Origin of the sequence: Yersinia aldovae 670-83, assembly GCF_000834395.1 — a bacterium.
GTDB classification, from domain to species: Bacteria; Pseudomonadota; Gammaproteobacteria; order Enterobacterales; family Enterobacteriaceae; genus Yersinia; species Yersinia aldovae.
Window position 1 is genome coordinate 1,477,797 of sequence record NZ_CP009781.1, and the last position, 23,709, is coordinate 1,501,505.

The following is a 23,709-nucleotide window of genomic DNA, read 5'->3' on the forward strand; positions in this document are numbered from 1 at the left end:
AAGATAATAACACTGACTTAATTATTTTTTATACCAGCTTCAAGTTTATAATCGATATAAATAATTGGAGCATAAGAAATAATTAATGCAATTATAGGATTAACGACATCCAACCCAACCAGCAAAGCAATTGGGTATAGCCAGACGATATTTATGGCAATAGCGAGTAATGTGACAGGTAAATGTCTTTTAAATTTTCTGGATGCAATCTGATAACCATGACTACGATGAGCCTCATAAACTTTAAAACCCCCTAAAATTCTGCGTATCAGAGTCCATGTTGCATCAACAATAAATAATCCGAGTAAAATTAACCAACAAAAGAAGAATTTTGTTTCAATCCAACCTGCACTTATCGCTAAAGAACCGATAATTAACCCCAAAAAACCGCTTCCGGCATCGCCCATAAATATCTTCGCAGGTGGAAAATTCCACAATAAAAATCCCAAGACAGTGCATACAAGCAACCAAAGAGCCAGATAGTTATCTAATTCAATTCTATCGCCACTAATGATATAGATTGCAATTGTACCAAGACACGCGGCTACAGCTTGGCTGCTTGCTAAGCCATCAATACCATCCATGAAATTATAGAGATTAAGCATCCACACCAAAAATAGCAGACCGAAAATGTTACCTACAACACCGAGATCAATTACAAATCCAAAAATAGTTAGTGGAGGAAAGCCCCCGAGACAAAATAATAAAAATGCCGCCGAAGAAAAATGTGCAATGAGACGCCAACGTGCAGCAATATGCCCATGATCATCCCAAAAACCAACCAGCGCTATTAACCCACCTGATAAGATTAGCCCTATAACCGGTAAAATAGGAAAGTAGCCCAGTAAATAAAAAATAACCATACCGATTAGGAAACTTATAACTATAGCAATACCGCCCCCTCTTGGAGTTGGAATTACATGTGAGCTACGCGAGTTAGGGGTATCGATAATATTATTTTTTAATGCATAGATTCGCAGTAGATATGTCAATACATACGATGCAAGCAGAAATATTAGTAGTAATGATATTAAATTTAACATATTAACTCCGGTGTTACTTCATATTTCTCGCAACTATAGAAAAGCAAAATATCAAAAACCAACAATCAATAAATTCTTAAGTTACTTAATAACCAATGCTAGAAGATGAATTATCATTTATTACAAGAAGTATATATAGACACCCAACGAGAAACTATTTCCTCAATAGAGTTAATTTTTACTATTCGTTCCCTTACTCTTTCACCTAAAAGTATTTTATCGCTATCTGATAAACGTATCATTTTATTTATAGCATTCGATAAACCATCAGGATCTTTTACTGGTACAATAAATCCACACTCCCCCAACGCCTCTTTTACACCACCAGAATCCGTAGCAACAATCAACTTCTTACACGCCATCGCTTCAGTAATAACCAAAGGAAAACCTTCCCATTCAGAGGACAGTACGAAAATATCAGCAGCACACATTAATTGACGGATATCATCTCGCTGACCAAGGAATGTAACATATTGATCAATATCGAGTTCATTAGTCATTTCTTTAAGGTAGTCATCAAGATGACCTGTTCCCACGATGAATAGTAGTGGAATACTTCTATAACTATTATTTCTGAGGAGTAAGGAGTATGCATTCAGCAAGTTTGGATAGTCTTTTGCTTCAGTTAACCTTCCAATACTGAGGAGCATTGGTGTCTCTTCTGATATATTAAATTCAGCTCTTTTATTTTGTCTATCATTTATAGAAGAAACAAATTGAGATGTATCAATCCCATTAGTTACCACAATCATTCTATCAACAGTCGATGCGCGTTTACGAATGAAAGAGTCAACTGCATCCTGGCTAACATTAGTTGATAGAGAAGCAAGACGATCAGTATATCTATAGGCTAACATTCTCAAGGCACTGCCCTCATTGGTATTATGTGCAGTGCATATTAAGACTGGGATCTTAGTAAATAATCGAAGGACTCGGGAAAATATATTGGCATGAAACATATGGCTGTGAATAACATCAGGTTTAAATCTCTGTATTATTCCTCTAGCTTTAAATATTCCATTCAGTAAGTTAAAAATATTCTTATCTAACTTTAACTCATTTAATCGAACCCCTGCTTCAGGTTTTACTAAAGTATCCCCCGTAAGAGAAATAATCATGACATTGTGACCCGCTTCAAACATTTTATTAGCGATCAATACGGTCTGTTTTTCAGCTCCTCCCATACCAAGACCGGTAATAATATATAATAAATTCACTTTCACCCTCTTGTTTATATTGAAATTAAACTTAATGTGTATTTCTATTTATTAATATTTTCGATCAAGTTTTTCCATTTATTTCCAATTGTAGACTCTATTCTGTACTGGCCAGCGTTCTCTAATGACTTCATTGACATTGCCTCTCGTAAATTTTCATTATTAATCAGAAGAATAAGTCGTTCAACAAACATATCGCTGTCATCAAATGGCACAAGATATCCATCTTCATTATCAATGATTAATTCTGAAGGGCCAGTATCGCAGTCATAAGCTATAATCGGAAGCCCACAGGCTTTTGCTTCGAGTAGTACCATAGGAAATCCTTCGAATCGAGATGTCATGACATAGATATCCGACTGATTATATAAATCACTAACATTAGGTGTTGAGGGGAGTAGCTCTATATTACTTAATTTTAACGAATTTATTTTATTTAATAATAAATGTCGATCCTCACCATCACCTGCAATTATAAGTTTCCAATCAGGACAATTCTCTTCAACTCTTGCCCAGATATTTATTAAAAGATCAAAGCCTTTAATATGATTTAATCGACCCAAAGCCAGAACTGTTTTCGTTTTTTTTATTGCTAACTTATGTAATGGCTCAAAAGGTAATGGATTAGGTATAGATATTATTTTTTCAGGATATCTGTTTTCTTCTAGCCAATAATCACGATCTTTTTTTGTTAGAGTAACGACTGCATCAGCATATTTGGCAGCTACTTTTCTAGCGAGTTTTCGTGATTTTATAGTTAGATTATTCTTGTAATTGAAATGTTCCCACGATATATGTTTTACTTTTGTGCCTAATAAAGAAGTGGTACTGAATAATGCTAACATTGTATCAACATCAATCAGAATATCTATTGATTCATCTATTAAGATACGGCGCAATCTAAAAACAACAGAAAAGTAAGCAAAAGAAAAGCGTCTTTTTTCATCAAAAAGTGATACTAATTTTATTCTCTCATCAGCATAAAATTTAGGGGGGGTATTGCCACTTAAACTTATAATAACAACCTGATACCCGTCTTTAACAAGATAGTTGGCAAGAGCCAAACTGACTCTTTCAGTTCCACCGGTGTGGCTAATATCACCACCAAAGAAAGCAATTTTTTTCATAAAATACCTTATTGCCATTTAATTTTATTAATTATCACACCCGGTAGCGTAACAATCTTTACAAAGAGAGAGTTTTTTTCTTGATTCATATATTCACCATCTATCATAGCGACAACTTGATTAATACGTATGATGGTTTTTATGAAATCCAATGGCCTATATAACCATATTATTTTAGGTATATTATCAAGTAGAGCTTTACGTGATAAATAGTGGCCTATAGCATGTTTTTTTATGGATGACTTACTTAGGCGATTAGTTTCTACATCATCAAAGAAAATACGAACAGGTATTGAACTATAGTAAAAACAATAATCTTTAGCCGTTGTACTATAAAACCAAATTTCAGGAATGAAATTTATACTTAATGTTATCGGATAAAGATGTTTTTTTAGTAATTCTGTTTTAAAAAAATCAATTCTCTCACCACGGACTCCCGAGCGAAATTCATCAAACCACGAGTTTTTTTTATCTTCGTTAGATAGATAACAATTATTAGGTTTCATGGTTTCTGAACTCACCGAGATCGCCCTAATTCCGATAATCTCTTTGTCTTCAAGCACATTACTAATTGAGATCAGTTTGTCTATAGAGCCTGCAACAAGTGCGTCATCGGAATCTACCCCGATAAAATACGCCCCTTCAGCATTATTAACAGCGTTATTCCATGCAGCTTGCTTTCCGTGATTACTTTGGTAAATGTAATTTATTTTTATTCTATTTTCATTTTTAAATTCATTAATTAAATCGGCTGTGTTATCTGTAGAACCATCATCGATAATTAGCCACTCAATATCACTCCTATTTTGCTCGAGGATAGAAAGATAACAACGCTTTAATACATTAGCCCTGTTAAACGTTGGTGTAAATACAGTGACTGTTATCATTCTATTTCTAGTATCCTTATCAATAATGGCTAAACTAAATTAATTTATTTATTTATTTATTTTATATAATACTTCAAATAATAAATTTTTCCTTTTAAGAATAATGACTAGTAATATTAGTGATAAAGTTTCAACAGTGATAATTGAGACTATTCCGCCCCAAGCCCCATACCTTGCTGCAAGGTAAGCACAGAGAGGAATATGTATAATTGCTGATGCTATCGGTAACAGCGTGTATGCTTTTTTGTGACCATGTGGCAGAAGTATATAATTAGCTAAAGCAGCCGATTGTAAAACAAGGAAATAAACAGGAGAAAATAGTATCAGTAGATCAGACACTTCGGAATATTCATCGCCAAACATTATTTTGGTAATTAGTTTTGAAAAAATAATCACAAATGAGATTATGAGTATACATAATACTCCTTGCCAATAAAAAATCCTTCTAATCAATGAATAAGCTTGTTCTTTATTATTGACAAGTAGAGCATTTATTCTTGGATAGAAAGCATTCCCTAGTATTAAAAACACACCAAGAATAGCACCTTTCATCCTATCAGCAGCAGTGAATATACTTACTTCGTATACATTACTGAATATTCCAATAATTATTGTAGTACTCATACTATAAAGACTATTAGACAATATTGCACAGAAAAGGGGGAGTGAGTCTTTTAATGTATGTGTAATCTGTAGATTTGAGAAAGCAATTACTTTTATTAGCTTCTGCTTGTAAATATATATTACAGCAATTATCCCAGCCAACAAACTTAACGATGACTGTATTATTATAGCAGCTTTAATATCAGCATCATTATGAACAAATAGAAAGAACAGTGGCAGTAATGCTAACCTAGACACCACCATTAATTTCGTAACAACTGATAGTTTTTCTATCCCCTGGAAAAACCAAATTGGCATTAATACAGTGCCGATTAGCATGAGAATTGTATAAATTAACTCACTTCTAATAATTGCATATGAACTTACCGATGCCAATATGATAACACTCAATATAGACACAAGACATAATATAGATTTTGCACATAATGTTTCAAAGAAAACTTTAGATATGTACTCAGGTTCATTTTGGCGTTCAGCTATTCGTTTAGATGCTGATAAGTTAAATCCAAAATCAATAAATATAACAAAATATTGTGCTATTGAAATAGTTAGACTATAAACACCAAATCCCTCAACACCCAAAACTCGAGTTAAATAGGGCAATGTTAAAAGGGTTATAATATAGTTGCTACCTTGCAATATGAATAGAGAAAATATATTTTTTCGCAAGACTGACATTTTATGTTCCAACGATTGGATTAAACTCTATTATTAATGAGCACTAAGTATTTTTAATTAGTTTTTTCTTTCATAAAGCAGGATCTACTTTCCGTGAGTGCTTAGAATCAAGTCAAACGAAATCAAGATACGCTACCGCCCTTGGCTTAACAGCTACCAATGCACTGGACTTAAAGTTCTCATTGCTATGATATTAAAACCAGAATTAACAAATAGTTAGAGAAGTTTTTTACTATTTAAACTTTAATAAACGAATAATTTTCATACATCTGAACATGTATTACAAGCAAACAACTGAGTAAAAACATGTTATTACATATTATTTTGAAACAAATCAATACATAACCGCTTATGAATAAAGGGATAGCGGGTCAATTTATTGTTTTATCAGCTGTTCTAAAAGATCAATATGCCCTTCATCATCGTTCAAAGCAGGGATGTATTCGAACTTTTCACCCCCTGCATGTAAGAAAATCTCGCGATTTTGTTCTTTGATCTCTTCCAACGTTTCCAGGCAATCGGCAGAAAAACCAGGACACATCAACTGAATATGCTTAACCCCTTGAGAAGGCAAACTTTTTAAGGTTTCATCGGTATAGGGAGTTAACCACGGTTCACGACCAAAGCGAGATTGATATGTCATCATGATTTTCTCAGCCGGTAATGCTATTTCAGCACGTAAAGCGCGGCTAGTATCTTCACAACGTTGCGGGTAGTCATCACCTAGTTTTGCATAGCGTTTTGGTATCCCGTGGAATGATAGGACTAATCGATCGGGTTTGCCATGCTGTTCAAAAGAGCGTTCGACGCTTTGTTTTAATGCTGAGATATAGCTTGGATGTTCTGCATAATCACGGATAAATGTAACTGAAGGTAAACGGCGATAGCCCTTCAATATGCGAGCAACAGCATCCCAAACCGCAGCACTGGTTGAACAGGAATATTGTGGGTAAAGCGGCAAAACCACCAGCTTGGTGACACCTTGTGACAACAGTTTATCAATGGCATCAGGCAGATTTGGCGAACCATAACTCATCCCCAACTCTACTGGGATTTCGGGCATACGTGCTGCCAAGGCTTTTTGCTGGCGGCGGCTATAAACCAGCAGTGGTGACCCCTCTTCCATCCAGACAGATTGATAGAGCTTTGCTACACGAGGAGATCGAATAGGAAGAATTACACCGCGTAACAAGGGCCACCACAGCCACGGTGAGGTATCAACCACCCGGCGATCACTCAGAAACTCAGCCAGATAACGCTTGACCGCCTGTGCAGTCGGAGCATCCGGTGTGCCCAGATTGACCATCAGTACACCGAGTTTGCTTTGAATCATGCCAGATGTCCTTATTGTATATGCTACGCCGATTATTCGAGCTAACGAATACACCTTAGCCAATATCTGTAAAATAGAAAGGCGACCCTAGGCCGCCTTTCTATTTTAGCATCCAGGATTAACCGAGAATAGTCGCCAGTTCTGCACTAATTTCTGGCACTTTACGGGTTCCATCCAGCTTAAAATACTGTGTATTGCCAGCATCAGCTTCTTTACGATAGTAAGAAACCAAAGGAGCAGTTTGTTGATGATATTCAACCAGACGCTTGCGCACCGTGTCTTCTTGGTCATCCTTACGGATTGTCAGTTCTTCACCGGTAGCATCATCTTTATCTGCAACTTTAGGCGGGTTAAATTTAACGTGATAAACCCGACCAGAAGCAGCATGTACCCGACGGCCAACGATACGCTCAATAATCAGTTCGTCCGGAACATCAAACTCCAGCACATAATCAACCTTGATACCGGCTTCTTTCATGGCATCAGCTTGAGGAATGGTACGTGGGAACCCGTCTAACAGGAAACCGTCACGGCAATCATCCTGTGTGATACGCTCTTTTACCAATGCGATAACCAGCTCGTCAGTAACCAGCTTGCCAGCATCCATAATCTCTTTCGCTTTCAGACCTAACTCAGAACCAGCTTTTACAGCGGCGCGCAACATATCACCAGTAGAGATTTGCGGAATACCGTATTTCTCCATGATGAATTGAGCCTGAGTACCCTTACCAGCGCCCGGAGCGCCCAGCAGAATGATACGCATTGCGTAAATCCCCTTGCTATGTAGTTTTTCTATGTGTTTTTACTTAAACAAATCGAAATTGTGGAAAACAAGCAACCATACCATTTTCAGGGGGGTTGGCTCAAGGCGCGTGAGGCCAGTTGGCAAGATTACTGCGGAGAAAACAGAGTGAAATAGGGCGTCAACTCAAGCATCTATCAAAAAGAACGCCCCTGATAAGACATTAATCAGGGGCATTGTATGGGGCATTATGCCGTTAACAACTGATTCATTCGACGGATAAACTGATTTGGATCATCTAACGTTCCCCGTTCAGCTAACAGTGACTGATCCAGTAGTAGTTCGACCCATTCAGCAAATTGAGTGTCATCAGTGACATCTGCTGCACGCTTAACCAAACTGTGCTCCGGGTTCAGTTCGAAGATATACTTCACTTCCGGCGCTTGCTGCCCTGCGGCAGCAAACAGTTTAGCCATCTGAGTGCTCATTTCATCAGAATCAGTGGTCACAATCGCCGGGGTATCTGTCAGGCGATGTGTCAGACGAACATCTTTCACGCGCTCACCCAGCAGAGTTTTCACACGCTCAACGAACGGTTCCAATGCCTTATCAGCTTCTTGCTGCTCTGGGCGCTCTTCATCAGCCAGCTTATTCAGCGAGTCGTCTGCTTTACTGACTGACTGGAGGGATTTACCATCAAACTCAGTTAGATAGCTCATCATCCACTCATCTATACGATCAGATAGCAGCAAGACCTCAATGCCTTTTTTGCGGAACAGTTCCAGGTGCGGGCTGCTCTTCGCGGCGGCATAGCTATCGGCAGTGATATAATAAATCTTATCCTGCCCTTCGGTCATACGGCTAACGTAATCTTCCAGCGAGACGGTCTGTGCTGAACTGTCAGTATGGGTCGACGCGAAGCGCAGTAATTTGGCGATGGTTTCTTTATTACTACCATCCTCCGCCGGGCCTTCTTTCAGCGCCATACCGAACTGCTGCCAGAACTGCTGATATTTCTCAGCATCATCTTTAGCCAGTTTTTCCAGCATTTGCAGTACGCGCTTGGTCAGCGCACTGCGCAGGTTCTGAGTCACACGGCTGTCTTGCAGGATCTCACGCGATACGTTCAACGGCAGGTCGTTGGAATCGATCAGGCCACGAATAAAACGTAGATAATTCGGCATGAACTGTTCAGCGTCGTCCATAATGAACACGCGCTGCACATAAAGTTTCAAGCCATGCTTGTGGTCGCGATTCCACATATCCCACGGTGCCTGCGCCGGGATATACAGCAAGCTGGTATATTCCTGTTTACCCTCAACGCGGTTGTGGCTCCAACTCAGCGGGTCGGTAAAGTCATGAGCAATGTGTTTGTAGAATGCTTTGTATTCATCGTCAGTGATATCTGCTTTACCGCGAGTCCACAGAGCCTGCGCTTTGTTGATTTTTTCCCAAGTAACAGTACCATCTTCTTCGTTTTTACTTTGGATTTCAACCGGCAGCGCAATATGGTCTGAATACTTGCTGATAACTGAACGCAGACGCCAGTCATCCAGATACTCATCTTCACCCTCACGCAAGTGAAGCGTAATTTCTGTGCCACGTTCTTCTTTGGTAATATCCGCGATGGTGTAATCACCCTCGCCTTGCGACTCCCAGAACACACCGGCATCGGCTGGAGCACCCGCGGCGCGGGTACGCACCGTGACTTTATCTGCCACGATAAACGCCGAGTAGAAGCCCACACCAAACTGGCCGATCAACTGGCTGTCTTTAGCTTGATCGGAACCAATAGATTCAAGAAATGCTTTAGTACCTGACTTGGCGATAGTACCTAAGTTATCGATGACTTCATCACGGCTCATACCGATGCCGTTATCACTCAGGGTCAACGTGCGTTTCTCTTTATCAAAATATAAACGCACTCTCAGCTCACCATCACCTTCGAACAATTCCGGGTTAGATAACGCACGGAAACGCAGTTTGTCCGCAGCATCCGAGGCATTAGAGATCAGCTCGCGCAGGAAGATTTCTTTATTAGAATAAAGCGAGTGAATCATCAAATGGAGAAGTTGCTTTACTTCAGACTGGAATCCACGGGTTTCTTGACCTTTCATACTCATTAATTACCTCAATCCAAATTATCGATAGGTAGATAAAGTCGAACAATGAGGATCAAATGGGGCCAATGGATGAAGGTTTCAAGTCTACACACAGAAAAAATAGAGAATCGAGGGCGATTGACTTGTTATCCCGAATAAATTTATTCGTAAGCTAATCAATAACAAGGCCACCGCCCACGGTAGAGAATGGTATCAATACTTAATGGGATGACGCCCGGCCAGTGAGTGCGACAGTGTCGTACCATCGACCATTTCCAGCTCACCGCCTACCGGTACGCCATGAGCGATACGGCTGGCTAATGCGCCATACTGACCACACATCTGACCAATATAGTTAGCGGTCGCGTCCCCTTCCACTGTCGGGTTAGTTGCCAGAATAACTTCAGTGATCGTCTCTGTAGAGAGGCGCTCTTCCAGCAAGTCCAAACCGATATCACCGGGGCCAATACCGTCCATCGGTGATAAATGCCCCATCAGCACAAAGTAGCGCCCACTGAACTGGCCTGTTTGTTCTACAGCATGGATATCTGCCGGGCTTTCGACCACACAGATTTGGCCATTTTGCTGACGACGCGGATTAGAGCAGATAGTACAACGGTCTTGCTCGGTAAAAGTGCGGCAATCCGCACAGTGACCGATTTCAGACATTGCCTGAGTCAATGCCTGCGCCAGACGCATTCCGCCACTACGATCACGCTGTAGCAATTGGAAGGCCATACGTTGCGCTGATTTCGGGCCAACGCCCGGCAAGCAGCGCAACGCCTCCATTAATGATTCAAGGAGAGGGCTGGTTTGCATCAGAACGGCATCTTAAAGCCTGGTGGTAACTGCATACCACTGGATACAGACGCCATTTTTTCTTTTTGCGTTTCGTCGATGCGACGAGCAGCATCGTTTAATGCGGCAGCAATCAAGTCTTCCAGCATTTCTTTATCGTCTTCAACCAACAGACTTGGGTCAATTTCAACCCGGCGGCAGTTGTGCGCCCCATTGATGGTTACTTTTACCAAGCCCGCGCCAGATTCACCGGTAACTTCCAATTTGGCGACTTCTTCCTGCATCTGCTGCATCTTTTCCTGCATCTGCTGGGCTTGTTTCATTAAATTGCCAATACCGCCTTTACCAAACATAGTCATCTCTCATCGCAAGGGGCCGCGTCAGTGCACCATGCACTTATCGCAGCGATTAAACTGGCCGGATACTCTCTTCATCCAGTTCTGCATCAAAGAAACGACGCAGTGTCTGAATGTTATTATCCGCAATAATTGACTGACGCGCTTGCGCCAGTTTTTCTTCATAAATAGCCTGTCGCCATTCCAGCGGGGTACGTTCCGCCAGATTATCGTCTTCCACGACGCTCAGTATAACCGTACTACCATGTAATTCACTCAACGCATCACTCAGCGCTTTTTGAGCTGACGGCGAATTTAAATGACGCTGAGCAGAACGCAGGTGAAGACAAATATTACCCGGTTCTATTTCTTGTTTAAATGCATTCAGAGCAAGCTGCTGCACCAATTTAGGAATTTGTAACTTATCAATCTCTGCCGCCCACGGGTCTCGTGCCATAGACTCTTCAGCTAACTTCGCGGACAATTCTGGCGTTTTTTCATGCTCCAGCGCAGAACGTAACGCTTTAGGCGTCGTTACCGGCTCTGGCGCAGCTTCCGGCTGGTTCTGTGCAGTCCAACGATAGGCTTCTTTTTTCGCTGGTTTCTTTTCTTCTGTTGTTTTGGCAGCCAGACGCTGCTGACTGCGCTCAGTCACTGAAGCCAAACGCTCCAGCGCTGAGTTTGCCGGCCGCGCTTTTCCTGGCGCTGCCGGCTCATTCTTTTTTGGTGTGGTCGCCCCTGATTGCCGCAGTAACTGTGTGCGCGCCTGAAGAAGTTGCGCGGTGGCATCGGGTAGCTGGCTATTCACCTCAGCCGCCCCCCGTGGAGGAGGTGCATCTGGTATCGCTGACACCGGTAGTTGTGCCTTTGGATCACGCGAAGGAGCGGGAGTGGTATTATTGGTTATCGCAACCGGAGCATTCACAGGCACAATCTGCGACTCAGCAATTATAGCCTTCGGATGAAAAGCCAGCGCGCGCAATAAGGTCATTTCAACCCCCATGCGGCGATCCGGAGCATAAGCCAGCTCTTTGCGCCCCATTAACAGCGTTTGATAATAGAGCTGAATATCAACGGGGGGCAATGTGCGAGCCAGCTCACGTAAGCGTGGTTCAATGGCGGCATAATGATTATCAAGCATTGATGGCAATAATTGCACCATCGCAATGCGATGCAGCAGACTTAAGGTTTCGACCAATAAATTTTCCCAGTCAACACCGCGTGAAGCCGCCTGCTCTACTTGCGCCATAACCTTAGCGCCATCGGCACTGACCAACGCTTCGATAATCGCCAGCGGCTGTTCATCATCCAACGAACCCAGCATCTGGCTGACCGTCGAGGTGGTGATTTGCCCCTGCCCCATCGCAATAGCCTGGTCCGCCAGACTTAGCGCATCCCGCATACTGCCATCAGCAGCCCGAGCCAGTAATTGTAAGGCGCGGGCATCACTGGTGATTTGCTCAGCTTGCAAAATTTTCTCGAGCAGCGCACGAATCTGTTCAACATCAATGGCTTTGAGGTGAAATTGCAAACAGCGGGAAAGGATCGTAACCGGTAATTTCTGTGGATCCGTCGTTGCCAGCAAAAACTTCACATGGGCTGGTGGCTCTTCAAGGGTTTTCAATAATGCGTTAAAACTATGGCGCGACAGCATGTGAACTTCATCGATCAAGTACACTTTGAAGCGGCCACGAGCCGGAGCATATTGCACGTTATCCAGCAGCTCACGGGTATCTTCTACCTTCGTTCGTGAAGCGGCGTCTATCTCGATTAAATCGACAAAACGGCCTTGCTCAATTTCCCGACAATTCGCACAAACACCACATGGTGCGGCAGTAATCCCAGTTTCACAATTGAGGCCTTTGGCCAACAATCGAGCGATAGTGGTCTTACCGACACCGCGGGTACCGGATAATAAATAGGCGTGATGGATTCGCCCTAACGAAAGGCCATTAGCCAGCGCCGTCAGTACATGTTCCTGACCAACGACATCTGCAAACGTTTGGGGGCGCCACTTACGGGCAAGGACCTGATAGCTCATTAATACTTCATCATTGATTTATAAAGAATAATTTAATCACCAATAAAAAAACAACAATTTAACCTACATATATTAAATGGTCTGTTTTCTAACACATTAACCCGAATAACTACAGGCTGAATCTTAGTGTAACAGTACGACCATCGTCATTCCCACAAATTTACTTTGTGGAAGTAGACTTGTCGATTCTTTGTACCCTGCGATGCAGTAATAAATCATTATTAGTTTCTGTGACCTGCTCCCCGTTGATTAGTACACCCCGATATTAGTAATGTCTTCATAAGCCACATGAGGACATCCCCATGAAGAAGCGTTTTTCCGACCAACAGATCATCACTATTCTCCGCGAGGCTGAAGCCGGGGTATCCGACCGTGAACTCTGCCGCAAGCACGCCATTTCCGATGCCACGTTTTACACCTGGCGTAAGAAGTATGGTGGTATGGAGCTGCCGGAGGTTAAGCGCCTGAAGTCGCTTGAAGAAGAGAACGCCAGACTCAAGAAGCTGCTTGCCGAAGCCATGCTGAATAAGGAGGCGCTTCAGGTGGCTCTTGGGCGAAAGTACTGACGACAGACCAGAATCGCGAAGCCGTGGTGTTGATGTGTGATGCAACCGGTCTGTCGCAACGTCGTCTCACAGGTTTGTCCCTGTCTACCTGCCGCTATGACGCTCAGCATCCGGCTGCTGATGTGCATTTATCAGGGCGCATCACTGAGCTGGCACTGGATCGCAGGCGTTTTGGTTACCGTCGTATCTGGCAGTTACTGCGCCGTGAAGGGCTTCATGTTAATCACAAACGCGTGTACCGTCTTTATCATCTGAGCGGGCTGGGCGTAAAACGCAGACGACGTTGTAAAGGGTTGGCAACAGGATTATAACCTGAATCGTACACATGAAAGTCTGGGGCATCTTCCCCCGGAGACATACCGAAAACAGCTAGAAAACTCTAATCAGGACTGTCTCAGATAACGGGGAGTGGACAGTTATTCCTGAGCTGAAACAGTGGCAACAACGCCCGCTGGAAGCGGTATACCCCTTCGTCTGGTTGGATGCTATCCACTATAAAATCCGCGAAGACGGGCGTTATCAGAGCAAAGCGGTCTACACTGTTCTCGCCCTGAATCTGGAAGGCAAAAAAGAGATACTGGGCCTGTATCTGTCTGAAAGTGAAGGCGCTAATTTCTGGCTGTCGGTACTGACCGACCTACAAAATCGTGGTGTGAACGATATTCTGATTGCCTGTGTGGATGGTCTGACAGGGTTCCCGGAAGCGATAAACAGCATTTACCCCGATACAGAAGTTCAGTTGTGCGTCATCCACCAGATCCGTAACTCGATAAAATATGTCGCATCGAAGCATCACAAGGCGTTTATGGCTGATTTAAAGCCAGTTTATCGTGCGGTATCAAAAGAGGCAGCGGAAATCGCACTGGACGAACTGGAAGAAAAATGGGGCCAACAATATCCAGTGGTACTTCAGTCGTGGCGGAGAAAATGGGCCAATCTGTCGTGTTACTTCCGATATCCGGCAACGATCCGCAAGGTCATTTACACGACAAACGCCATTGAATCGGTGCATCGCCAGTTCAGAAAACTAACAAAAACGAAAGGCGCGTTCCCGAATGAAAACAGTCTGTTGAAATTACTGTATCTGGGATTAATGAATGCGCAGGAAAAATGGACAATGCCGATCCAGAGCTGGAATTTGACATTGTCCCAGTTGGCGATTTATTTTGAAGGCCGCCTCGATAAAGTGATTACGTTGTAATGATTTTTTAACGTGACACAGAATTATGAACGCTCTCTCTGCTAATTCTCAATATTCCTTTACTATCTCCCCGTCTTCTCTTTGGTTATACGAAGTATCATTTGTAACATATTTTATAACCCCTCCTGATGTTTTATAAATTGTTACTATCTCATTTTTTTTATCCAAACAATTTGTTTTTGCATCATCAAAGCAATAGAATTCTGGAACGGGTATTTCGAAGTGTGAACCTTCTCTGTAATTTTCATAACCATTACCAAAATCCCAAATAGTTACAGAGAAGGTTCCATTAATATCATACTTAGGAGTGTCATACCTCGCCTGAATGATATCCTTATTGTCTTGCCACCAAGTTATCTTACCCTTATCTGTAATCGGCGGATTTTTGATTATTATATCGCTATGACCGTACACGCCGATAACCTCTACAGGCCTGAATTTCATCCATAAGCAATACGTTATAATGCAAAAAATAAAAAATCCACTTATGGTAAAAATCCATTTATTATTTTCTTTTTTTATCATGCTATTTTCTCCCTTTGATTTCCACCGTCGCTTTCATATCAGTCATAAATGGTTTATATCCAAACTGATTGTATCGCTGGAGGGTAAACCAGAGGCGGAAGAAACGGAGGTTACGATACTTCATAATATCTTGGTTATCCAATCCAAAGTGATCCTGTACATTGTAGTGAACGATAGCCCGATAGCTGTCTTTCTCTATATGTAGCGCTTTTATGGTGATGTGTGTTGCGTATGTATCATGTACCGTTATACCCAACCCATTAAAACGATCTTGTGATCTATCGAATTTTGGTAAAATTGTTTTTTGCATATCACCAAATGATGGCATGAGATTTTCAGGAAAAATACTCTTATCCCAATCGATTCCTCTTTCAATTATTTCTTTTATTTTTAATAGTGAACTTTTGTTTGATTTATCACCAACAATTTGCTCTTTCAAGGCTGAATCTAAAGACATATTCCTAAATGGCGCACCGTTACCGTTCTGCATATGAGTAATCATTTTTTCGATCAGGTGCTTATATGGGCCGTAAATAGAAAATGACTGCGATAAGCTGCGGAACTCATCGAAGAGGATCCTTGCACATTCCTGCCGCGTCACCTTCTCTATTTTTTCGTCCACACTATAATGCATATATTGTAGCTGCTTGAACGCCGTTATTTTAGTCAGTGTGTACGGGTTAGCTTTAGTAGACACATCACGCATATTAAATTTTGTCTTTAACTCTGTTTCACTTAAATCCCCACACCGCATATCATCAGCACCATAATCATCCATGCGTCTTTGAGTTCTAAAAACAGTGCAGGGAAAGCTTAATGCCTGCACTGTTACTTTGGTCGCTTCTGACATATTAGATTCCTTGTATGTTATTAACGGCTCTCAATATTTTTTATCAGATAGGAAATTTACTTTAGACTATTTAGGATGTAATGAGAAATGGACATTAATTGAATACTGAATATTATTCAGTCTATGCTGACCCAATGCAAGGGGAGTCATTTCATTTATAAGATATTCAGACTTTTCCTGCAAACAAGAATGAAGTGTGTTTCACAGAAATCCAGAACCTGAAGTGAACCTCAAGAGTTGGCGGGAATCAACATATGAAAGGGCGCACGAGGTTAAACAAATATCGCCATTAAGTTACGCAGCTAACACCTTGTTGCCAGTAATTCCTGTTGGAGTCAATGATAAGGTTGAAGCACTCCGTTTACCCTAAGTCCATATGGCGTCATTTTATCAACGTATCAAGATAATCAGCCCATTTTTGCAGCCAGACCTTACACTCTGCCTCGTAGCGGTAGAGGTCATAGGTGCCTTCAATACCCTTACGGGAGTGGCCTGGAATGGCCTCAGCAACTTCATTCGGGCATTGCAGACGGGATAGACCAGTACGAACAGTTCGGCGTAGGTCATGCGGTGTCCAGTGGGGGATATCGATCATCTGGCCTGGGTCACGTAACCTCCAAGAACCATCAGAAAGTGATTTTTGATGAAAAGGGGTTTTACCACCTCTGGACGGGAAAAGATGGATATCAGAGGAAGAGTGCAAAGTTTCCAAAAACTGCCTTGCTTGATAAGAAAGTTGAACAAAGCGTTCAGCACCTGTTTTCGTTTCTTTAAGGTGGATTGTACTTTTATCAAAATCTATATTACCTCAAGCCATTTTGCAGACTTCTCCAGTACGGCATCCTGTCCATAAAGTTAGCTGCAATATATTTTTGATCGTCGCTAAATAGGTTGAATTAGTTAACCAGCTTAGAAAGAGGGATAGTTCCTTGTCAGAAAATACTCGTTTACCCCGCGGCATCGTTATGAAGAGTTCGTCTTATTTCAGCCTGTCCTAGCTTGTTACGTGAACCAAGAGTAATCCGACCATCTGGCCCTTTTCGATCTTCAATACGTTGAATCAAATACAGTTCAACAAGCCCCTCTAGCGCCAGAGTCCGCTCCTGCTGCTTTTTATATTCATCAGCTTTAAGTTGGTTAGCTGCTTTGATTTCAGTTGTAGGACAGCGCCCTTCATTCTTCACTTGTTTTAGGTCTTGGAGTTTAGCTCTAACTTGCGCAAGGGTGATGTTGGGAAAGTGGCCTATCTTAATTTGGGTGAGTTTGTGGGTTAGAGGACTGGTATAACGATAGAAAAAGGTTTTAACACCAGTAGCACCACAAGTAAGCCGTAATCCTCGGTTTTCACCGGTATCTGCTTTATCTTTGTCAGCGGGCTTCATTGCTTCAATGGCTTTGGTTGATAGTGTATTTTCATCTGTTTTTCAACCTGTTAGCTACATATGCTGTTACTACTATATGACGCATATCATACCGCAGATAATCAGCAACCTATATTTTGACCTACAGTAAAATGTAGGGTTCAGTGGTTTTTAGTGAGATTTCATGAGACTAACTGACACCATAAAAAACATAATTAGTTGAGATTTAATATAAAAAATGTTTTTTTCATTTAAAATTCATAGGGGGGAAGTTAATTACGATACTAATAGCTCATTAATACCGGAGAAGTTGGATAATCCAGTAGGTCATGCTAACACAGCCTCGGCACTGACCGCGAGGCCGATATTTTCAATTCCCCTTCGGGCTTGAGGCTGTAGCGTTGCTAGCGAGTTCGTTACCTGAATCAATTAGTTGTAATTAAGACGACTTGAATCGGTTCATCAGGTTTAATGAGCCTCCTCCTTGAGGCTCCCCCTACCGACTGGCATCAATGCGATTAAAATCGGTTTTCAGCCGATTCGTTGTTCACTTGCAGCCTACCGGCACCTTCTGGCTCTTTGGGTATAAAATCAATGGCCGTCGAATGAAACCAAACTGTAGCAATGAATCCCTTGCTGGGTTAGACGTGCTTCACCCCCCAATTCAGGTAAATTAATTACAAACGCCGCGTCAGTCACTTCACCGCCAAGTTGACGGATAAGTTTTACAGTGGCCTCAATTGTCCCACCGGTGGCTAACAAGTCATCAATAACCAAGACCTTATCGCCTGGTTTGATGCTGTCAGTGTGAATTTCCAGCTTGTCAGTGCCGTATTCCAACTCATAGCTTTCGCTGATAGTTTCTCGCGGTAATTTACCGGGTTTGCGCACGGGAACAAAACCAACGCCCAGAGACAAGGCAACCGGAGCGCCGAACAGAAAACCACGGGCCTCAGTACCGACGACTTTCGTCACGCCCGCATCCAAATAGCGCGCTACCAGCAATTCGATGCTGGCAGCATAAGCTAATGGGTCTTCCAGCAAGCTGGTCACATCACGGAACAGTATTCCCGCTTTTGGATAATCTGGAATAGTTTTGATACTGTCTTTAATATATTTAAGCTGTTGTGCTGTATTAGTTGCAGTAGCGGTCATAATTTGTGCCTGGATAAAACTGCTGTACATACTAAAGCGCGGCAGCCAATACCAAGGTGGCATTGGCTAAGTAATTGACTCTATCAATGACTCCACGATAGTTTAAATCACTGCATCCTGAACCCTAAGGACACAACGAGGGATTACCCCGCGCACGAAAACGCTCAAATCTATGCAAACTGGCGCAAAATTGCAACTGATGAGCAGCACTCAGCGCCGTTTTTGTTGCGACAGGTCAATAACCGGTATGCGCAACATAAAGGTCAACAATATGATTAGTATCAGAAGTAATATGCCTCTCACCCACCAAATTTTCACTAACCAAAGTGAAAGGGAAAATGTTAGCAGGGTAATCAATACTGCTTTCCATTTCGCCCCAGGAGGTAACGCACGGTGCTGTTGCCAGCTTCGAATATAGCTACCAAACCACGAACGATAGAGCAGCCAGTGGTGAAAACGGGGCGAAGAACGTGCAAAACACCCTGCCGCCAGCAACAAAAAAGGCGTTGTGGGTAAAAGAGGAAGCACGACACCTAAGGTCGCCAATACAACAGCTAACCACCCCAAAGCTATTAACAACCAACGAGACATAAACTCCCTTTATAATACTAACCAACATGACGCTATCATTAACGTATGCGGTGCTTACCTTCAACAGAAACTGTTGCCATTATGACTACAACGGGGTCCATCCTCTTTTATATACCTGTCAGACCGCTTGTAACCCCCGCAGTTCATAGGCAAGCTAGCGGCAAACGTTCAGGAGAAGCGCCATGAGTACAGAAAAGTTATTGCAGGTGCTTGAAAGCCAGATCGAAGCACTGTCGACACAAATCGCTCCGCAGGCCAATGCCCCTTCACAACAGGCACGCTTTGACCTGAATCTATTTGGTAATCATGGTAACCGTTTTCGCGATTACCTACAGGAAGTTCGCAAAAACATGACGCAACTGAAACAGGTTGTTGCACAAAGCCGTACACAGCAGGTTGCGTTCCTGGCGGAAAAACTGGTCGCCCAAATTTCTGCGCTACAAAGAGAGCTTGCTACACAAAAGCTGCGAAAATCCAATCCTGAACCCCGCAATACCAAGATGGACCCTTACCACAAGTTGGCTGAGCATCAAGATTATGAGCGGCGAATACTGGTAATGATCCATGATAGAGAGAGCCAACTGGGTAAACAGAGTCTGTTATCCGAACAGCAAAAAATCCAAAAAGAGCTGGCCGCACTGGAGGGCCGCTTGATGCGCTGCCGCCAGGCATTAATCAAAATAGAGCGCAGTATTGAAAGAAAAGAGAACGGTTTTTGAATATTTGTCACATTTTTTGAATTGATAGGGTTCCGGCATCGATTTGTTCTCTATAATATTTATGAATCGATTGAAGCCAGATAGCAATCTGCTGTATGACTTCCCTATTAACTGAAGATTAAAAATGTTGGCTACCTTATGTCAGTTGAACAAGCTTCACCAGAATTGCAACTGGCAGTAGATCTTATCTATCTGCTCGAATGCAATGAAATCGCGCCGGAAACTGCATTGGCCGCGTTGGCAATCGTGCAACTTGATTACCAACGTAAGCTCGGCCATAAAATCTCAGATTGAATATTCCGACTACGCGTTTAATACTTATCAGGCTGACGAAAAAGAGTCGAGCCTGATAAGTTATGTTATCAAGCCAGTGGCTTGTTGATATCCGGTAAGTCTGGTTTAGTATCACCTAAACCAGATTGCGGTACAGGTAAGCCTTTAGCATCAAGCGGGCGACTCACTTCTTGTACCTCGGTGCCATCCGCCTTATGCAGATACACTTCCAACTGATTGAATGCGATATTGATGTCATTTTCACGGCATAATTTATCAATTGCACGATTCAATTCGTCTACCGTATAACTGCGATCGCGTAATTCCCGCACATACAAACGCAGCTCGTGATCCAGAGTGCTGGCTCCAAAGTTAAGGAAGAACACCTGAGGCTCAGGATCTGTCATGACACGATGGTTTTCATGAGCGGCCTGTAGAAGTATCTCTTTTACTTTTTCCAAATCAGAACCATACGCAACCCCCACTTTAATAATTATGCGGGTGATGGTATCGGACAGTGACCAGTTAATCAGGCGCTCTGTGACAAATGCTTTATTCGGGATAATCACTTCTTTGCGGTCAAAATCGGTGATTGTCGTCGCCCGAATACGTATTTTACTGACATTGCCCGAGAAGGTACCAATGGTGATGGTGTCGCCGATACGAACTGGACGTTCAAATAGAATAATCAAGCCCGAGACAAAGTTGGCAAAGATTTCCTGCAAACCGAACCCTAAACCGACCGATAGCGCAGCAACCAGCCACTGCAATTTATCCCACGATACACCCAGTGAACTCAGCGCGGTTATCCCGCCGATGGCGGTAATAAGGTAAGTTAGGATAGTGGTGATGGCATATGAAGTGCCCTGCCGCAGTTGTAGACGTGACAGTACCACGACCTCAAGCAAGCCGGGCAGGTTGCGCGTCAAAATATAAGCAACGACCAACGCCATCAGAGCCACCAGCATATTTCCTAGTGTGACAGCCTGTACCACACTCGCCCCCGCTACGGTGGTGGTGTAATGCCATAAAGAGATGCTATCCAGATATGAAATAACCGTAATCAGATCGGCCCAAATCCAATAGAAACAGGTGGCGAAAATCACGAACAGCGCCAGGGTGGTCAAACGCAATGACTGCTGGTTAATTTGATCCAGTGCCAATGGGGGTTCTTCTACGGGTTCGCTACCTTCAGCCCCCTCTTTTGCCAAACTTTGCCTTCGGGCAATCGCTCGACGATAAGCCAAACGCCGCGCTGCAACACCTAAGCCACGGATTGCCGTCAGATAAACAATATTCCATAGGAATAATAAGTACAGGCTATCTATCCAACGCCCTGCAAGTTGTAACGTCGTATAGAAATACCCTGCCACCATTAGACCTATCAATATAATGGGTGTGGCAGCCACTGCGGTAACAATGACTAACCGCACCGCATGGGAGTCTTTCTCGCGCCAGCTATCACGGCAGAATGGGTAGACAAATAACGCTAATAATGCCAAGGCAATAACAATCACGACCTGCCCGATAACATCATCAACCAACCGTAGCGGGCTTTTATCACCCAATGCAGACCAGAATATCACCGGCAGTAACGTCCCCCCTAAGCGCACCATCTGACGGCGATAATGCGCGCAGCGGTCAACCGCTATCATAAAGTGCCGTTCAGTAATCCCACCGGGGGACAACATGCGATAAGTCAGATCGAATACCAGCCAGAACAGTGCCAAACGCTGGAAGAAGCTCCAAAATAATTCGCTGAGATTGAAGTCAGAGCGCAGACACCAGTAACCAATACCTAATATAACTAATGAGCCGGGTAAAACTTTCAGCAAGGTCAGCAGAATAGCGTTTGGGGTGTGCATTTGGCTGTCGTGTTTTAATTGCCCGACATCGGCGGCCAACCGGTTCAGATGCTTATTAATGACACCATAACGGGAGCGGATTACCCCAGCTACAAGTAGCATTGGTATCAGGAAAACCAGCGAATTAATGAGGCCAGTCAAAACATCACCCAGTGACAGAGTAAAGTTGAAGCTGCTCAGTTCGGCTTTGAGAGCACCTGGCAATGCTTTCAGCCAGGACCAATCCATCGGTTTATTGCTGCTAACCCAAAAAATCTGCTGTGTTAGCGTGTGTTGTAGCGATTCATTAACACTCAGTAGCTGTTGCTGATTAATTTGCAGATTAATCGACAGTGTCAGTTGGTTACCTAGCTGTTTATTGAGTTGATCCAGCAGCTCACGACGAATATCAACAATCTGCCCCAGTGCATCTTCTACGTCTGAGTTAATCTTTTCTTTGCTCTCATTAATCAGGGTTTGGATGTAATCATCCCCCTGGAATAGCTGGTCGCGCTGCTGATTAATTTCAAATTGCTCTAGCCGCAAATCAGCAATGCGCGGCCCCATATTGGTAATCAAACCGGAGGCGGGTAAGTTTAGCTGCTGCTGGTACAGAATACGTGATAGCAGCAAACTGCCGCGCAATACCGTGATTTGCTCTTTGAGGTTTCGCTCAGATTGCAGCGCACGATCCAGCCAGTTTTTTACTCTGATATTCTGTTGAACCAGTGTGTTACCTTCTTTCGTGGCGTTAATTAGCCGTTGGCTCAACTCTTTGTTAATCGCCAATTCACGGCTGACGAGCGGGTCATTCTGGATATCGGTGGCATCATTCGGCACCTGAGCTTCTTTGGCTGTTTTTTCCGAAAGAATCAACCGTTTACCACTAACAACTTCTTGCAGCAACTGAACATAACGCTCCAGTTGGTTAATGTGAGCGGTGGTGTAATCCCGCTGTTTTTGCAGTAAATCTTGTAACGTGGTATTGGCTTCCAGGTTTTTACGTTGTAAATCCAGTTGCGCATTGAGCATTACCTGCTCAGTTAACAGCTCTTGTTGCTGGCTAGGACGTAAAACCTCCGGGTTTGGGGACAATCCATTCAGTTGATTGCGAATCTGCATTAAACGCATAGATGCGTTATACATCGCACTCTGCACCCGTTCGGGCTGAGTTTGTAGAGAGATCAATTGGCTATTGTAGGCTGAGAGGTCTTCCTGAGCGGATTGCAAATCGTCCAGGGTTTCATTCAAACGCGACTCTAATTGGCGCAGAGAATAGTTTGCCAGTGACTCACGCGTTAATGTATCTGCTGAACTATTCTTAAGTGCATCCAACCCCTCAGTGGCCTGACGTAGCTTCACCGGAGCTTGTGCTAATTGCTGTTTAAGCTGATTGGCTTCCTGCCGGGTGCGTTCAATGGTATCAAGGTACTCTAACGTCTTGGTGAGATCCTGCTGCGACAGCTTTTCCGCTGGCGACAATATTTTTTGTTTGGATAACGCATCTAACTGACTCATCACTTCATTGCGAGTCGGTACATCAATATTGATTCCCGCCGCAAATACCGACGACATGCAAATTAAACTAATTATAAGCATGGTAAGCATCATCCACTGGCGTAATAAAAATACGCCCGATGACGCGGTCAATGGCAATGAAAAGCGTGAAGACAGTACTAAAGAAGATTGTGCATGAA

20 protein-coding genes, 2 pseudogenes and 1 other annotated feature are annotated in these 23,709 nt (G+C 43.0%); of the genes and pseudogenes, 4 read left to right on the forward strand and 18 right to left on the reverse strand.

What is annotated here, in order from left to right; genetic code table 11:
- Positions 1-17: 17 nt before the first annotated feature.
- The 11 genes from AT01_RS06895 to dnaX form a co-directional block, all read right to left on the reverse strand.
- Positions 18-1,043: an MraY family glycosyltransferase gene (locus AT01_RS06895; RefSeq protein ID WP_042546605.1), complete on the reverse strand. Its 1,026-nt coding sequence runs from the start codon at positions 1,041-1,043 to the stop codon at positions 18-20.
- 113 nt (positions 1,044-1,156) lie between these two features.
- On the reverse strand, positions 1,157-2,260 hold the full coding sequence (locus AT01_RS06900; protein WP_042546606.1) for a glycosyltransferase: 1,104 nt from the start codon (positions 2,258-2,260) through the stop codon (positions 1,157-1,159).
- A gap of 44 nt (positions 2,261-2,304) precedes the next feature.
- Complete coding sequence (locus AT01_RS06905; RefSeq protein ID WP_042546607.1) at positions 2,305-3,387, reverse strand: glycosyltransferase family 4 protein; 1,083 nt, start codon at positions 3,385-3,387, stop codon at positions 2,305-2,307.
- An 8-nt stretch (positions 3,388-3,395) separates the two neighbouring features.
- Positions 3,396-4,274, reverse strand: coding sequence for a glycosyltransferase family 2 protein (locus AT01_RS06910; protein ID WP_042546608.1), 879 nt, complete (start codon positions 4,272-4,274; stop codon positions 3,396-3,398).
- A 48-nt stretch (positions 4,275-4,322) separates the two neighbouring features.
- Complete coding sequence (locus AT01_RS06915; RefSeq protein ID WP_042546609.1) at positions 4,323-5,576, reverse strand: oligosaccharide flippase family protein; 1,254 nt, start codon at positions 5,574-5,576, stop codon at positions 4,323-4,325.
- Positions 5,577-5,952: 376 nt separating this feature from the next.
- Entirely contained in the window at positions 5,953-6,909 is a 957-nt protein-coding gene (gene hemH / locus AT01_RS06920) for a ferrochelatase (protein WP_042546610.1), read from the reverse strand.
- Between the two features lie 118 nt (positions 6,910-7,027).
- Positions 7,028-7,672 carry an adenylate kinase gene (adk, locus tag AT01_RS06925; protein ID WP_042546611.1) on the reverse strand — a complete coding sequence of 215 codons (645 nt, stop codon included), beginning with the start codon at positions 7,670-7,672 and terminating at the stop codon, positions 7,028-7,030.
- Positions 7,673-7,899: 227 nt separating this feature from the next.
- On the reverse strand, positions 7,900-9,768 hold the full coding sequence (gene htpG, locus AT01_RS06930; RefSeq protein ID WP_200889100.1) for a molecular chaperone HtpG: 1,869 nt from the start codon (positions 9,766-9,768) through the stop codon (positions 7,900-7,902).
- 198 nt (positions 9,769-9,966) lie between these two features.
- Complete coding sequence (recR, locus tag AT01_RS06935) at positions 9,967-10,572, reverse strand: recombination mediator RecR (protein ID WP_004703292.1); 606 nt, start codon at positions 10,570-10,572, stop codon at positions 9,967-9,969.
- Positions 10,572-10,904, reverse strand: coding sequence for a YbaB/EbfC family nucleoid-associated protein (locus AT01_RS06940; protein WP_004718772.1), 333 nt, complete (start codon positions 10,902-10,904; stop codon positions 10,572-10,574). The genes recR and AT01_RS06940 overlap by 1 nt, the downstream gene beginning before the upstream one ends.
- Positions 10,905-10,959: 55 nt before the next feature.
- The gene (gene dnaX, locus AT01_RS06945) at positions 10,960-12,927 is read right to left on the reverse strand and encodes a DNA polymerase III subunit gamma/tau (RefSeq protein WP_042546613.1); all 1,968 of its coding nucleotides are present in this window, start codon (positions 12,925-12,927) and stop codon (positions 10,960-10,962) included.
- Positions 11,566-11,629: a sequence feature (DnaX frameshifting element), on the reverse strand. Its footprint overlaps the gene before it by 64 nt.
- Before the next feature lie 302 nt (positions 12,928-13,229).
- Here dnaX and AT01_RS21660 point away from each other — a divergent pair.
- Both AT01_RS21660 and AT01_RS06960 read left to right on the forward strand, forming a co-directional pair.
- Positions 13,230-13,795 (forward strand): annotated as a pseudogene (locus AT01_RS21660) (transposase); the annotation flags it as partial.
- 113 nt (positions 13,796-13,908) lie between these two features.
- Positions 13,909-14,694: pseudogene (locus AT01_RS06960) on the forward strand (IS256 family transposase); the annotation flags it as partial.
- A 48-nt stretch (positions 14,695-14,742) separates the two neighbouring features.
- Here AT01_RS06960 and AT01_RS06965 read toward each other — a convergent pair.
- The 6 genes from AT01_RS06965 to AT01_RS06985 form a co-directional block, all read right to left on the reverse strand.
- Positions 14,743-15,219 carry a DUF943 family protein gene (locus tag AT01_RS06965; RefSeq protein ID WP_052489952.1) on the reverse strand — a complete coding sequence of 159 codons (477 nt, stop codon included), beginning with the start codon at positions 15,217-15,219 and terminating at the stop codon, positions 14,743-14,745.
- Between the two features lies 1 nt (position 15,220).
- On the reverse strand, positions 15,221-16,069 hold the full coding sequence (locus AT01_RS06970) for a YPO3983 family protein (protein WP_042546615.1): 849 nt from the start codon (positions 16,067-16,069) through the stop codon (positions 15,221-15,223).
- A gap of 382 nt (positions 16,070-16,451) precedes the next feature.
- The gene (locus AT01_RS22470; protein ID WP_327212973.1) at positions 16,452-16,871 is read right to left on the reverse strand and encodes a tyrosine-type recombinase/integrase; all 420 of its coding nucleotides are present in this window, start codon (positions 16,869-16,871) and stop codon (positions 16,452-16,454) included.
- A 145-nt stretch (positions 16,872-17,016) separates the two neighbouring features.
- Positions 17,017-17,451 (reverse strand): Arm DNA-binding domain-containing protein, encoded by a 435-nt coding sequence (locus tag AT01_RS22475; protein ID WP_327212969.1) that lies wholly within the window; start codon positions 17,449-17,451, stop codon positions 17,017-17,019.
- 570 nt (positions 17,452-18,021) lie between these two features.
- The gene (gene apt / locus AT01_RS06980) at positions 18,022-18,585 is read right to left on the reverse strand and encodes an adenine phosphoribosyltransferase (RefSeq protein WP_042548534.1); all 564 of its coding nucleotides are present in this window, start codon (positions 18,583-18,585) and stop codon (positions 18,022-18,024) included.
- Between the two features lie 210 nt (positions 18,586-18,795).
- Positions 18,796-19,176, reverse strand: a complete 381-nt coding sequence (locus tag AT01_RS06985) for a DUF454 family protein (RefSeq protein WP_042546616.1) — start codon at positions 19,174-19,176, stop codon at positions 18,796-18,798.
- A 182-nt stretch (positions 19,177-19,358) separates the two neighbouring features.
- Here AT01_RS06985 and priC point away from each other — a divergent pair, with 182 nt between their 5' ends.
- Positions 19,359-19,895, forward strand: coding sequence for a primosomal replication protein PriC (gene priC / locus AT01_RS06990; protein ID WP_042546617.1), 537 nt, complete (start codon positions 19,359-19,361; stop codon positions 19,893-19,895).
- Positions 19,896-20,033: 138 nt separating this feature from the next.
- On the forward strand, positions 20,034-20,189 hold the full coding sequence (rsmS, locus tag AT01_RS06995; RefSeq protein ID WP_004703304.1) for a pleiotropic regulatory protein RsmS: 156 nt from the start codon (positions 20,034-20,036) through the stop codon (positions 20,187-20,189).
- A gap of 68 nt (positions 20,190-20,257) precedes the next feature.
- Here rsmS and mscK read toward each other — a convergent pair whose 3' ends face one another.
- The gene (gene mscK / locus AT01_RS07000; protein ID WP_042548535.1) at positions 20,258-23,686 is read right to left on the reverse strand and encodes a mechanosensitive channel MscK; all 3,429 of its coding nucleotides are present in this window, start codon (positions 23,684-23,686) and stop codon (positions 20,258-20,260) included.
- Positions 23,687-23,709 lie beyond the last annotated feature (23 nt).